Source organism: Pseudomonas sp. SMN11 (assembly GCF_052041945.1).
GTDB lineage: Bacteria > Pseudomonadota > Gammaproteobacteria > Pseudomonadales > Pseudomonadaceae > Aquipseudomonas.
Genome location: NZ_JBKGGW010000051.1, coordinates 1 through 11,929, shown reverse-complemented (window position 1 = coordinate 11,929; position 11,929 = coordinate 1). Strand labels below are relative to the sequence as shown.

Here is an 11,929-nt window from a genome sequence, read left to right as displayed (position 1 = left end):
GATGAGCAAGCCCCTGCTGTACCTGCTGGCCGGCAACGGCAGCGCCGCCGACTGGTGGGATGATGCCCTGCCGCACTTCCGGCATTACCGGATACAGGCGCTGGAGCTGCCCGGTTTCGGCGACAACCCCGCGCCGCCCTGCGCCAGCCTGGACGAGTACGCGCAAGCCCTGCTCGCGCTGACCGAGCGCGGCCACGCGATCATGGCCGTGGGCGTCAGCGCGCTGATCGTCCTGCATGCCTTGCAGCGCAGCCCCGGTCACTTCAGCCGCAGCGTGCTGCTGGCCCCGGTCGGGGCCTTCCTCTGGCAACGGCGCCTGCCGGCACTGATGTCGCCGCTGCCGCTGCGCAAGGCCATCCACGGGTTGCTCAGCCACAAGCCACATTGGTTCGCCCGCAAGTTTTCCAGCCAGCGCTGGACGCCCGCACGATACCAGCGCATGGGTGCTGGCTACGCCCGCTGCCGCGCCTTCGTGCCCTCCTGGGCGCAACTGCGCGCCGACACCGCACTGCCACTGCTGGAGTGGGTCACCGACCCGATCGAGCTGGTATGGGGCGGCCACGACCGCCTCCTGGGGATCGCCCAGGCCGCTGCCTGGTCGGCGATCCTCGCCCGCGCCGACCTGCGCATCAGCCTGCAACCCGGTTGGGGCCATTATCCCTGGATCGACGCGCCCGCGGCATTCGCCACCTGGCTGGAGTCGGGTACCCAAGGTTTCGTCGCCCACACCAAAGGCGGCCGCCTGCAACTGGCAGCACTGGCCGGACAAGCCGTGCCCGAAGCTCTGAGCCTCGACGACAGCCATGACCCGCGCCTTGCAAGATTGCTGGCCTCGGCCCCGGATGCCTTGTGGGCCGTGCGCTCCTCCAGCTACGCCGAAGATCAGGCCGATGCCGCCAATGCCGGCCTGAGCACCACCTACCTGCGCGTGCCCGGCGACGCCGTCGCCGGCCGCGTCATCGAACTGCGTGCAGCCGGCGTCGAGGAAGTAGTGGTGCAGCGCTTCATCCAGCCGACGGTGTCCGGCATCGCCTTCGTGCGCCATCTCTCGGTGGAGCTGGAGTGGCTCGAAGGCCACCTGGAAGCTCTGGCCGACGGCCAGGCCACCCCCCAGCGTGCCACGCTGTCACGCCTGGGCCCCGCCTGGCAAAGCGGCCAGTTCGCCGACCTGCACGGCCTGACTGCCAAAGCGATCTGGGACTTCCTGCAAGCCGTGCTGAAGGTGTTCCACTACGTTCCCGGCGATATCGAATGGGCCTGGGACGGCCAGCAGCTGTGGCTGCTGCAGTACCGCCCGATCAGCGAGCACGGCTGGCGCCGCCACCTGACCTCGGCCAACATCGCCGAGATCCTGCCGCCGCAGCCCAGCCGCTTCGTCGAATACGCCCAGCGCCGTGCCGCCGCCAGCATTCCGGCAATCATGGCGCGCTGGGACAGTCGCGTGCTGCAGGACAACGAACCGTTTACCGCCGTGTTCGGCGGCGCTTCCTACATCAACAACGACCTGTTCCTCGCACGCCTGGCCGACTGGGGCATCTGCGCTGCCAACTACGCGGGTGAAGTCGGCGGTGCCACACCCGCCCTGCCCTGGCGCCCGCTGCGCCTGCTGCGCTCGCTGCCCCGCCTGTGGCGCATGCAGCACGCCGCACGCCGCCACCTGCAAGCCCTGGCCCCGGGCCTGCAACGCTTCGACACGGAACTGGCGCAGCTGCAGGCCGCCGGCGCCAGCGGCCAGCAACTGGCCGACTGGTTCAGCCGCTTCTACGTCTTCGTGGTGCAAGGCAACCTGTGCATCGCCACGGCCCTGGCCAGCAGCGGTGGCGCCTGGCTGGGCCGACCACCGACCGCCTACGACAACCTGCAGTACAGCCCCCACCGCCTGCCGTGGGAAACCGACCCCGGCACACCGCGCCCGGCGCCGAGCGAACTGCCCCTGCAGCCACTACCGGCCTGGCCAGGCGCCGTCACTCTGGCCCACCGCCTTGGCCTGCCCGGCTTGCGGGGTTACTACCTGCAAGTGCGCGAATGGTACCGGGACAACCTGATGCGGATTTTCTTCCGCGTGCACCACGCCATGCCTGAGGCCGAGCGCGCACACTGGTTCGCCCCGCATCCGGATGTGCGCAGCCGCGACGGCAGCTTCTGGCAGGACGGCAGCCAGGGCTGCGAACAAGCCAGCGGTTTCATGATCTACCCCGGCCAGGTACAAGGCATCCTGGGCCAGGACATCCTCCTCGAAGACAGCCTCGACCCCGGCCGCCACGCTCACTATCAGGCTGCGCGAGCCGTGATCGCGCGCATGGGTGGGCGGTTGTCCCATGGTTCGACCTTGTTGCGCGAGCTGCGCAAGCCCTCGGCGGTGCTGCCGCAGGTCAGTAGCGAGTGGCTGGGGCGCGAGGTGCAGTACCAGGATGGCGAACTGCGGCTGGTTGAAGGGCCGCAGCGATGAACGACAAGGGACGTGTGACAGCGCTTATGAAAAGGATTGCCAAGTACCTGACGCTCACGCTGGCACTGATGCTGAGTGGCTGCTGGAGCATGCTCACTCACCTCGATGGCGAGCGCTGCGTGTACCCGGGCACGCGCTTTGGCTGGAACTTTGCCACGCAGAACGGACCAGGCGGCTGGGCTGGCCTGATCGACGTGCCCTTCTCCCTTGCGCTGGATACGGTGCTGTTGCCTTATGACCTGACGGCGTTTCTGCCTGAGGACATGGGTGGAGATAACCACACGTGCAACATGGATGGTTCGATCAAGGTCATGTAGCCCGCTGATCAGGACAACTGGATTCTAAGAGGTGTAGGAAAAGGTAACCGAGTGTACACAGAAATCGAGCAGTATCTTCAGGTCATGGCCGACATCGAGCAGGCATACAAACAGAATGCCCGAGCTGACCGCATGCAACGGCAGTCCAACAAGGTCAGTCATATAATATTCCGGTACTTCTGGATCGCGATGATCTCGCCATCTGTACTGGCGGTTGCGCTGGCATTCTTCGCAAAATACTCGCAGACACCCTGGATTTTTCAGATTTGCTGGATTTTGATCACGCTTTCCTATGTAGCAATGTTCATTTATCCATTCCTCACCCTGTGGGTACTCAAGCAATCGCTTATAAAGGCAGTGCGCTCGCCCTTTGCCAGCTTATTGGAGTGGAATGTCAAAGCGACCATGAACGTCGACGCACAGTACCTTCACTCGCTGACGTCACTCTCCTCCGACACATTGAAGCTGGGAATACTGGAACTCACAAGCGAACGAAACAGCTTCGAAAAGAGGACCTGGATGGTCACAGGTGCTCTGGAGAAAATTGGCATTTTCCCAGGTTTGCTCGCACTCATTACAGGTCTCACGACGCTTGAAAAAAACCTGAGCAGCGCTGGTATACCGGATGCCATGCAATGGGTATTTGCAGTGGCCGTTGCAAACTTCTTTTTCTTTATACTGTGTGCCTATAGCCAGATGAAATTAGTGCACTACGATCGCATGGTTGCGCTGACCGAGCTGGCGCTTGAACAAAAGAGTAATTCAAGCGCAGCAACCATCTTGTAGTGCGCCCGAGGGGCAGCAACGGAACACGACATTAACTGGAGCGCGCCAGCCATGCCCTACCCCATCGAACAGAAACTCGTCGTCGGCGTCGCTTCCAGCGCTCTGTTCGACCTAACCGTCTCCGACAACGTCTACCAGGCCGAAGGTGTCGATGCGTATCGCCTGCACCAGGAAAAGAACCTCGACGTGCCCTTCCCCAAGGGCGTGGCCTTCCCGTTCATCCGCCGCTTCCTGAGCATCAACAAGGCCTTCCCTGAGCAACTGCCAGTGGAAGTAGTGCTGCTCTCGCGCAACTCGCCGGAAACCGGGCTGCGGGTGTTCCGCTCGATCAGTCACTACGACCTGGACATCACCCGCGCCGCGTTCATGTCCGGCCGTTCGCCGTACGAATACATCCCGGCGTTCAATGCCTCGCTGTTCCTCAGTGCCCATGAGGGCGACGTGCAGCGGGCCATCGATGCCGACTACCCGGCGGGCCTGGTGCTGCCGACGAAGATCTACGATGACGAGATCGACACCGAGTTGCGGGTGGCCTTCGACTTCGATGGCGTGATTGCAGATGACGAGGCGGAGAGCGTGTACAAGCAGCGCCTGAACCTGGATGAGTTCCAGGCCCATGAGCGGGACCGCAAGGCCATCCCGCACCAGCCGGGGCCGCTGGCAGACCTCTACCGCAAGCTGTCGCTCATTCGCAAACTGGAAGACCGCAAGTTGGCGCAAGACCCGGCGTACAAGCGCATCCTGCGCATCGCGATCGTCACGGCGCGCAACGCGCCTGCCCATGAGCGGGTGGTGACGACGCTGAAGAACTGGGGGGTTTCGCCGGATGAGTCATTCTTCCTTGGCGGAATGGAGAAGGACCGGGTGTTGCAGATTCTCAAGCCGCACATGTTCTTCGATGACCAGCGCAGTCACTTGTTCTCGGCGGCGGGGGACCTGCCGATGGTCCATGTGCCGTTTGGAATAGCGAACAAAGTGCGCACACCGCAACCGGCAAAGCCGGCAATAGTGAACGATGATTCAATCACGCAGGTAAAACCGGAAGACCGAGTATCCGGAGAAGCATGACTGGAGAGGCATGACTATTTGTAGGTCTGGTTACCCAGGGATAGAATCGCCGGTTTGCTTGCGACAGGGAGTCCCCATGCAACGAATCGTCATCCTCGGTAACGGCGGTAGCGGCAAGTCCACCCTCGCCCGCCTGCTCGGAGAGCGCCTCAATCTACCCGTGGTCCACTTGGACAAACTGTTCTGGGAACCCGGCTGGGCCGAGCCGGACGCCGAGCAGTTCCGCGACCGTGTCCGCGAGGCGGTTGCCGGCGATGCCTGGGTTTGCGAGGGCAACTATGCCCGCCGCACCTTCGACCTGCGCCTGCCACGTGCTGACGTGGTCATCTGGCTCGATACCCCTCGGCTTACCTGCTTCAGGCGGGTACTGCTGCGCCTGCTGCGCAACCAGCCTCGGCCTGATCGTGCCGATGGCTGTGAAGACAAGCTCGACATTGAATTCCTCAAGTTCGTGTGGACGTTCGACCGTGGTTATCGGCCAGGCATCGAGGCCGTACGCCAGAAGGTCGGGCCGCAGGTGCCGGTTCTGCATTTACGGGGAAAACGGGAAGTCAGGGCATTTCTCGACGGCTTGCCCGCAGCCAAACGCAAACCGGTATCGATGTTGAAAGGTGCTTGAACATCTTGAGGGCTATGCGGCCCCCTGCGCAGTCTCATGGGGATTGTCGAGGCATGCACTTTTCGACCAGCGTATCCCGGTTGGCATTGCTGGGGAGTGTCTTCAAACGATCGGGCTGGCAGTGTTCATCGGACACCGCGTAGTGGGACGAATCGTCGCCACAGGCCGCCAGAACCACCACGCTGACAATCACAAGTAGGGCTTTGCGAATCATCGGCTCACTCCATTGACGGGGGGAGGTCTGGCGAAAGAAAAGATGCTTGCCCAAAGCGTAGCGCGTCACAGGACGAGTTCAATGCCAGACTGTCACTGAACCCCTTCAGCCTATAGAGGCAAAAGCATGAGCTTGATACCCGGCCTAAATGGCACAGCCGAAGTCCTGATAGGCGGCGCAAGCCGAGGTATCGGCCTGGCACTGTGTGCGGCATTGCTGGCCCGCGATGATGTGGCCAGGGTCTGGGGCGTTTCTCGCAATGCCAGCGGCAATGACGACCTCGCGCTACTCGCCAGGCAGCACGGTGAACGACTGGTACTGATGGATTGCGACGCGCGCGATGAGCACGCGCTCGCAGCACTGGCGGCAGAGCTCGCACAGCGCTGCGATCACCTTCACCTGGTAATCAGTACCTTGGGCATCCTCCATCAGGACGGCGCCAAGGCCGAGAAATCATTGGCACAGCTGGACCTCGCCGGCCTGCAGGCAAGCTTCGCGACCAATGCTTTCGCGCCAATATTGTTGCTCAAGCATCTGTTGCCCTTGTTGCGCAAGGAGTCCGCCACCTTTGCGGCGCTGTCAGCCAGGGTGGGATCGATCGGCGACAACCGCCTGGGGGGCTGGTACAGCTATCGAGCCAGCAAGGCGGCGCTCAATCAGTTGCTGCACACCGCCAGTATCGAGCTGAGGCGCCTGAATCCGGCAGCCACCGTACTGGCGTTGCATCCCGGGACCACTGACACGCAGCTGTCGCGTCCGTTTCAAGGGAATGTGCCAGCGGGGAAGCTGTTTGACCCTGCCTTCGCGGCACAGTGTGTCATCGAGCAGGTCGGGCGGCTGGGGCCCACGGACAGCGGAGGGTTCTGGGCGTGGGATGGGCGAACGATCGAATGGTGAACGCATCACCCAACCCATTACCCGCCAGCCCCACGCGTGAAGCTGGCGAACGGCTCAACTCAGCGGCACTGCCCGGCGGCGCTCAGCAGCGCATTGCAGTTGTTGTTGCCGGATTGGCTGCCAGCGTTGGCGCTGCTCACCGAGTTCGCGCCCGAGCAGATGGCGCTGGAACTCACAGCGCCCATCACGGTGGTGATATAGCACTGGTGCTTGCGGCCATGGGTGGCGGCCACAAAGTTGATGGCGCCGGAGACTTCGCCGGAGCGGTTGGAAACGGTGACCTGGTCGGCGGTGGTATCCAGGGCGAAGGCTGCCTTGGTGGCAAGCTCCTGGTCCGACACGATGTTGTTACCGATGGTGCCGCACCCGGCGAGGGTGGCGACCAGACCTGCGAACAGCATTTTCCTGGCGTGCATTGAAACCTCTGTTTGAAACGTCCATTGGTAAAGGGCCATGGGTTGGCCGCTTCCATACAGTTGCGCTTGAGCGATACGACTGGCTCAACCCGTTCAAGGGGTGGGAGTTATAACAAAAAAAACGACGGGGGCACAAAGCGTTAGGCGCCAACGCAGGGTTCTATCTCCTGGCGCGCGCTAACCTCATCCATGAAATCTGCAGTTTGCTGTGGCAATGCGCCATCGACTGCTAGTCGTCCAGCTCGACATACCTGGATTCCCCGCCACCCTCTGCACCGGACAACCAGCCCCAGACAAAGCGCAGCATTGTACGCCCGCTCAGGTCCTGGCCCACCTCACCGCGCGACCAGCCGGCAAGCAGCTCGCCCTCGGTGGTGATGCACTGGAAAAGCAGTTCTAAGGTGTTACCGCCCGTCACCCGCCCCACCTGATTGCCCACACGGATGCGCCCGCCCTGGTAGGTACTGGTAATGGCCTCGCCGTCGACAAAATAACGGAACACCGTGCCGCTACCCGATAAGCCCTGGCTGTTGCTGGCGACGGTGAATCGACGGTTGTGCAAACGCGCGTACATATCACTCAAGTTATCCATGACCCTCGTGCCTTCACGTGACATTCCATTTCAGACAGCCGAACCTTATCTGAACCATCAGGAGCCAGCCAATATGCCCCCCGTTCATGACGCCGCGCAGACCGGCTACTCCCGCCAGGCCCAGACCTACACCCAAGGCAGGCCAACCTACCCCGAAGCCCTGTCCACCTGGCTGCAGCAGAGGCTGATGATCAACGGGCAGACCCGTGTGGTCGATCTTGGCGCCGGCACCGGCAAGTTCACGCACTTGCTGCTGCCGCTGACGGACCGGCTGACGGCCGTCGAGCCCGTCGATGCGATGCGCCAGGAGTTCGCCAAGTGTGTGCCCGGCATTGAGGTGCTTGCCGGAACCGCCCAGGCCATACCCTTGCACGCTGCCAGTGCCGACGTGGTGCTGTGCGCCCAGGCCTTCCACTGGTTCGCGGACACCCTGGCACTGGCAGAGATCCATCGGGTGCTCACGCCTGGCGGCCGCCTGGGGCTGGTGTGGAACGTACGGGACGAATCGGTCGATTGGGTGGCGGCGATTACCCGGATCATCACCCCTTACGAGGGTGATACACCGCGCTTTCATACCGGCCAGTGGCGCGCTGCGTTCGACGGCTCAGGCTTCTCGGCGCCTGAACTGACCTGCTTCGCGCACAGTCACCGCGGCAGTGCCGAAACGGTGATCATGGACCGAATTCTGTCGGTCAGTTTCATCGCCAGCCTGGCGCCTTCGGACAAGGCCGAGGTAACCCGGCAACTGCGCGAACTGATCCAGACACATCCGGCGCTGCGCGGCCAGGACACCATCGCGTTTCCCTATCAGACCCAGGCGTACCTCTGCCAGCGACTTGGCTGAGGCCCAAGCGGGAAATCACGCCGCCCAGGTTTCATGCAGATGGCGCCACAGAACGCGATCTCCCTGAAGGCTGAACAGTGCCGTCGAGAGCCGTGTCTTCGAGTCCTGGCCGGGCAGCCGATGTGTCTCCTGATAGCGGACCACTGCGCCGTCCGGCCCTTGCGCCAAGGTTTCCAACCCGGTGAGCTCGATGGTCAACCCTGGCTGGCTACCGGCACGTTTGGCAAACAGGGTGGCTACATCCTGCAGGCATACCTGCAAGCCAGTCGGCGTGATCATGGAGAAGTCCGGCGTGAAGCGCTCGATCATGGCCTCGACCTGGCCTTCCCCTCTGGCGAAGAGCGCTTCGATCAGTAGGTGCAGGTCGATGACTTCTTGTAGGTAAGGATTCATGGCGTTTCAGTCCTGGTTCAACGGCGATGCAATGTTCCCGTTTGGTGTCGACCATCCGGGCTGTTGAAAAAAGCAGCAGACCCAGTGCCGTGACGGCCTGGGTCTGCTGCATATGTCTCATGGGCGCCCGGATCGACTGGTATCCATGCGCCCGCCTTGCTCAACTGCAGGTTGTCGAGTTCAGCCCGTTGATCACATCGTCAAAGGACTTGCCGAAGAACTTCGCATCACGCTCGATCGGGTTGTTGTTCTTCCACGCCATCTGGCGCTGCTCATCGTACTTGTAGCCGCCAGTCCTGGCCGTGTCGATGGCCTGGCGGCCCTTGCCGACAAACTGGTTCATCTGGCTCAGCAACACGGTGCAGCCCGGGCCCTTGGCGGTACTCTGCTTGTGCCAGCCTTCAATCATCTGCGCAGTCTTGCCCAGACTTTCTTCAAACGGCTTGACCGACGCCTCGGCCCCGGCCGACTGGAAGAAGTCCGTGGACAAGCGCACCGACTGCTTGGCGTACAGCACGATACCGGCGCGGTAGTAGGCCAGCGAGTCCTTTTCGGCTGCGTCGAATGCTTGCTGGGTGTTGATCTCGTCGCGCTTGCTCAGGCCGTCGTAGAACTTGACCTGTTCGACGGCAACGCCTTCGAGCGCCGCGTCCAGGGCCGGTTCCATGTCCTTGCCCTTCTGGCCGCCGTCGCTCAGGTAACCTTTTGAGTCGGCGTAAGTGGCCAGCTCGCTGTGGATCGGTTCGAGTTTTTCCAGCGCCACCAGCATCGCCTTTGCCGGCTCGTCCAGCTCTGGCATCGGCGACGACAAGGCCAGGGCCTTCTTCAGGTTGTCGCGCAGGCCGCTGATGTCATAGGCACTGAACAGGTAGTACTCGGTCAGCTTGTTCTTCGACGTGAGCTGCTTCGAATACTCTGTGCGGCGGTGATCCAGAATGGCCGCGAAGTTGCCACCGCGGTTCGCGGCGTCGACATAGGCGTTGTATTTTTCGATCTCGATCTGCTCAGCGCTGGGTTGCTCAGCTGCAGCCTCACCTTGCCGCGCCGCTGCAGTGCCTGGCGCCTGGCCGTTATCGCAACCCGCCAGCAGAACCCCTGCGGCGACCAGCAGTGCTAGCCATACACGTCTTGCTTGCATTGTGTTCATCCTTGATTTGTCGATAGGCGATCGGCTGCTGACACATTGCCACTAGCCGGGAGCGCTATCGTAGAGCGCCAAGGCGCGATGAAGTTCATACAGGCTCCAACTTTTTGCATTTTTGCGTCGGGCCTCTCATTCTGCGACCGTGACTGCGTCGTAAACTGGCGTGATGGTGAGGATGATCGGTTGGGTGCGCTGACAGGCGTAGGCAGTGAACCTTCGTGGCTGGTCAGGGCTCAGTTGTCCAGAGCGCGTATGCGACGTCGACAAAGGATTGCCATGGGACATGCCCCCTCCACCGCCCTCCCCCAGATTCGCGTCGAACGTGAACTGAGCCTGCGGGCGGTGTTTACCGTCACGGTGCTGGGCATCTTGCTCACGCCCTCGAATGTGTACGCAGGGCTGAAGATCGGCTGGTCGTTCAACATGTCGATCATCGCCCTGCTGGTCGGTTTCGCCCTGTGGCAGAGCCTGGCGGGGCGCCGCAAGCATCGCCCCGCGTGGACCTTGCACGAAAGCAACATCAACCAGACCGTGGCGTCGGCCGCAGCCTCCATCGTGTCGGGAGGGCTGGTCGCGCCGATCCCCGCCTATACCCTGCTCACCGGACACCAGCTGGACCCGGTGCCGATGATGGCCTGGGTGTTCTCGGTGAGTTTCCTGGGCATCTGGATCGCCTGGTACCTGCGCCCCGCCCTGCTCAACGACCATGGCCTGAAGTTTCCCGAAGGCATGGCGACCCTGGAAACGCTGCAGCAGATCTACAACCATGGGCGCGAAGCCATGGCACGGATCAGGGTGTTGTGCAGCGCCGCGCTGCTATCAGGACTGGTGAAATGGGTGGACGGGTTTGTCTGGACGATACCGCGCTGGGCGCCCACGCCGGCGCTCGAACGCCTGACCTTCACCGTCGACCCTTCGCTGATGCTGATCGGTTTCGGCAGCATCATCGGCATTCGCGTGGGGCTGACGTTGCTGATCGGCGCTGCGCTGGCCTGGGGCGGATTGGCGCCGTGGCTGATCGAGCATGCCTTGGTGGCGCTGGCCCCGAACGCCAGCGGCCCACAGTTCGCCGCGCTGGTGGAATGGCTGTTGTGGCCGGGTGTGAGCCTGATGGTCTGTGCGACCCTGACTTCGTTGTCGGTTCGTCTGTTTCAGGTACCCCGACGATCGCCCGCTGAGCAGCGCACGCCACGCGCCAGGATGCGCTTTACGCCATGGCCTGCGTCGGGGCTGCTGCTGTCCATGGCGCTGGTCGTGGCCCTGCAGGTGCTGTTGTTCGGGATCGATGGGTGGATGGCGCTGCTGAGCATTCCGTTGGCGGTGTGCCTTGCCGTGGTCGCGGCGCGAGTAGTCGGCGCCACGGGCATCGCGCCGATTGGCGCCATCGGCAAGCTGTCGCAGCTGAGCTTCGGTGTGATCGCCCCAGGCCAGGTGGCGATCAACCTGATGAGCGCCAACACGGCGGGTGGCGCGGCCGGGCAATCCACCGACCTGATGAACGACTTCAAGGTTGGCCTGGCGATTGGTGCTACGCCACACAAGCAACTGGTTGCTCAGTGCATCGGGATTTTGATCGGTAGTGTGGTCGGGGTGCTGGTGTATCGAGTGCTGATTCCCGATCCGCAAGCCTTGTTGCTTACCGAGCAGTGGCCGGCACCGGCCGTGGCGACCTGGAAAGCGGTAGCGCAGACGCTCACGCAGGGGCTGGGTGCACTGTCGTTAGAGCTGCGCTGGGCGATCGTGGCGGGTTGCAGCGTTGGCGTACTGCTGGGGGCGCTGGACAGCCTGCTGCCGCAACGGGCGGCCCGCTGGCTGCCGAGTACAGCCGCGTTGGGGCTGGCGTTCATCCTGCCGGCATCGATCAGCCTGATAATGGGGCTTGGCGCCGTGGTGACCTGGCTGGTCAGTTGCCGGTGGCCCAGTGTGACGGACCGGTTTGCGATTACTGCGGCGGCGGGGTTGATTGCCGGTGAGAGCATCATGGGGGTGGGGGCGTCGTTCTGGGCGATGTTGCGAGGGTTGTAGGGAGTGGCATATACGCCTGTCAGTACCGGCCTCATCGCCGGCAAGCTGTGCGCTGGCCTTGTGGGAGCCGCGCTTGCCGGCGATGGGCCGCGAAGCGGCCCCGGCCTGTCTCTTCTCCCCATCTCCGAGCCCACAAGACACACTCATCAATCTGGGGGGGGGGGG

At 62.8% G+C, this 11,929-nt stretch carries 13 protein-coding genes; 8 read left to right on the top strand and 5 right to left on the bottom strand.

Annotated features, from left to right (window positions below):
* Position 1: 1 nt before the first annotated feature.
* The 5 genes from ACLEJU_RS26865 to ACLEJU_RS26845 all read left to right on the top strand — a co-directional run bounded on the left by ACLEJU_RS26865 (position 2) and on the right by ACLEJU_RS26845 (position 5,239).
* Entirely contained in the window at positions 2–2,449 is a 2,448-nt protein-coding gene (locus tag ACLEJU_RS26865) for an alpha/beta hydrolase (protein ID WP_435424736.1), read from the top strand.
* A 26-nt stretch (positions 2,450–2,475) separates the two neighbouring features.
* Positions 2,476–2,766, top strand: coding sequence for a YceK/YidQ family lipoprotein (locus tag ACLEJU_RS26860; protein WP_435424737.1), 291 nt, complete (start codon positions 2,476–2,478; stop codon positions 2,764–2,766).
* Positions 2,767–2,817: 51 nt separating this feature from the next.
* Positions 2,818–3,552: a hypothetical protein gene (locus tag ACLEJU_RS26855; protein ID WP_435424738.1), complete on the top strand. Its 735-nt coding sequence runs from the start codon at positions 2,818–2,820 to the stop codon at positions 3,550–3,552.
* Between the two features lie 51 nt (positions 3,553–3,603).
* Positions 3,604–4,620: a 5'-nucleotidase gene (locus tag ACLEJU_RS26850; RefSeq protein WP_435424739.1), complete on the top strand. Its 1,017-nt coding sequence runs from the start codon at positions 3,604–3,606 to the stop codon at positions 4,618–4,620.
* 76 nt (positions 4,621–4,696) lie between these two features.
* Entirely contained in the window at positions 4,697–5,239 is a 543-nt protein-coding gene (locus tag ACLEJU_RS26845; RefSeq protein WP_435424740.1) for an AAA family ATPase, read from the top strand.
* Positions 5,240–5,273: 34 nt separating this feature from the next.
* On the opposite strand, the gene trbK is transcribed toward ACLEJU_RS26845, so the two are convergent.
* On the bottom strand, positions 5,274–5,453 hold the full coding sequence (gene trbK / locus ACLEJU_RS26840; RefSeq protein WP_435424741.1) for an entry exclusion lipoprotein TrbK: 180 nt from the start codon (positions 5,451–5,453) through the stop codon (positions 5,274–5,276).
* 126 nt (positions 5,454–5,579) lie between these two features.
* On the opposite strand from trbK, the gene ACLEJU_RS26835 reads away from it, so the two are divergent.
* Entirely contained in the window at positions 5,580–6,350 is a 771-nt protein-coding gene (locus tag ACLEJU_RS26835; protein WP_435424742.1) for an SDR family NAD(P)-dependent oxidoreductase, read from the top strand.
* A 59-nt stretch (positions 6,351–6,409) separates the two neighbouring features.
* Here ACLEJU_RS26835 and ACLEJU_RS26830 read toward each other — a convergent pair whose 3' ends face one another.
* Positions 6,410–6,766, bottom strand: a complete 357-nt coding sequence (locus ACLEJU_RS26830; protein WP_435424743.1) for a hypothetical protein — start codon at positions 6,764–6,766, stop codon at positions 6,410–6,412.
* Between the two features lie 229 nt (positions 6,767–6,995).
* Positions 6,996–7,358, bottom strand: a complete 363-nt coding sequence (locus tag ACLEJU_RS26825; RefSeq protein WP_435424744.1) for a hypothetical protein — start codon at positions 7,356–7,358, stop codon at positions 6,996–6,998.
* Between the two features lie 73 nt (positions 7,359–7,431).
* On the opposite strand from ACLEJU_RS26825, the gene ACLEJU_RS26820 reads away from it, so the two are divergent.
* Entirely contained in the window at positions 7,432–8,202 is a 771-nt protein-coding gene (locus ACLEJU_RS26820; protein ID WP_435424745.1) for a class I SAM-dependent methyltransferase, read from the top strand.
* Between the two features lie 15 nt (positions 8,203–8,217).
* Here ACLEJU_RS26820 and ACLEJU_RS26815 read toward each other — a convergent pair whose 3' ends face one another.
* A complete protein-coding gene (locus tag ACLEJU_RS26815) occupies positions 8,218–8,595 on the bottom strand; it encodes a DUF4440 domain-containing protein (protein ID WP_435424746.1) in 378 nt (125 codons plus the stop codon).
* Between the two features lie 160 nt (positions 8,596–8,755).
* On the bottom strand, positions 8,756–9,733 hold the full coding sequence (locus ACLEJU_RS26810; RefSeq protein WP_435424747.1) for a YiiG family protein: 978 nt from the start codon (positions 9,731–9,733) through the stop codon (positions 8,756–8,758).
* Positions 9,734–10,015: 282 nt separating this feature from the next.
* Between ACLEJU_RS26810 and ACLEJU_RS26805 the strand changes: the two genes are divergently transcribed.
* Positions 10,016–11,764, top strand: a complete 1,749-nt coding sequence (locus ACLEJU_RS26805) for an OPT family oligopeptide transporter (RefSeq protein WP_435424748.1) — start codon at positions 10,016–10,018, stop codon at positions 11,762–11,764.
* The last annotated feature ends 165 nt before the right edge of the window (positions 11,765–11,929 follow it).

Excerpts from the sequence above, each read along its gene's own strand:
- ACLEJU_RS26865 (WP_435424736.1), top strand. The coding sequence starts at position 2 with ATGAGCAAGCCCCTGCTGTACCTGCTGGCCGGCAACGGCAGCGCCGCC.
- ACLEJU_RS26860 (WP_435424737.1), top strand. The coding sequence starts at position 2,476 with ATGAAAAGGATTGCCAAGTACCTGACGCTCACGCTGGCACTGATGCTG.
- ACLEJU_RS26850 (WP_435424739.1), top strand. The coding sequence starts at position 3,604 with ATGCCCTACCCCATCGAACAGAAACTCGTCGTCGGCGTCGCTTCCAGC.
- ACLEJU_RS26845 (WP_435424740.1), top strand. The coding sequence starts at position 4,697 with ATGCAACGAATCGTCATCCTCGGTAACGGCGGTAGCGGCAAGTCCACC.
- trbK (WP_435424741.1), bottom strand. The coding sequence starts at position 5,453 with ATGATTCGCAAAGCCCTACTTGTGATTGTCAGCGTGGTGGTTCTGGCG.
- ACLEJU_RS26835 (WP_435424742.1), top strand. The coding sequence starts at position 5,580 with ATGAGCTTGATACCCGGCCTAAATGGCACAGCCGAAGTCCTGATAGGC.
- ACLEJU_RS26830 (WP_435424743.1), bottom strand. The coding sequence starts at position 6,766 with ATGCACGCCAGGAAAATGCTGTTCGCAGGTCTGGTCGCCACCCTCGCC.
- ACLEJU_RS26825 (WP_435424744.1), bottom strand. The coding sequence starts at position 7,358 with ATGGATAACTTGAGTGATATGTACGCGCGTTTGCACAACCGTCGATTC.
- ACLEJU_RS26820 (WP_435424745.1), top strand. The coding sequence starts at position 7,432 with ATGCCCCCCGTTCATGACGCCGCGCAGACCGGCTACTCCCGCCAGGCC.
- ACLEJU_RS26815 (WP_435424746.1), bottom strand. The coding sequence starts at position 8,595 with ATGAATCCTTACCTACAAGAAGTCATCGACCTGCACCTACTGATCGAA.
- ACLEJU_RS26810 (WP_435424747.1), bottom strand. The coding sequence starts at position 9,733 with ATGCAAGCAAGACGTGTATGGCTAGCACTGCTGGTCGCCGCAGGGGTT.
- ACLEJU_RS26805 (WP_435424748.1), top strand. The coding sequence starts at position 10,016 with ATGGGACATGCCCCCTCCACCGCCCTCCCCCAGATTCGCGTCGAACGT.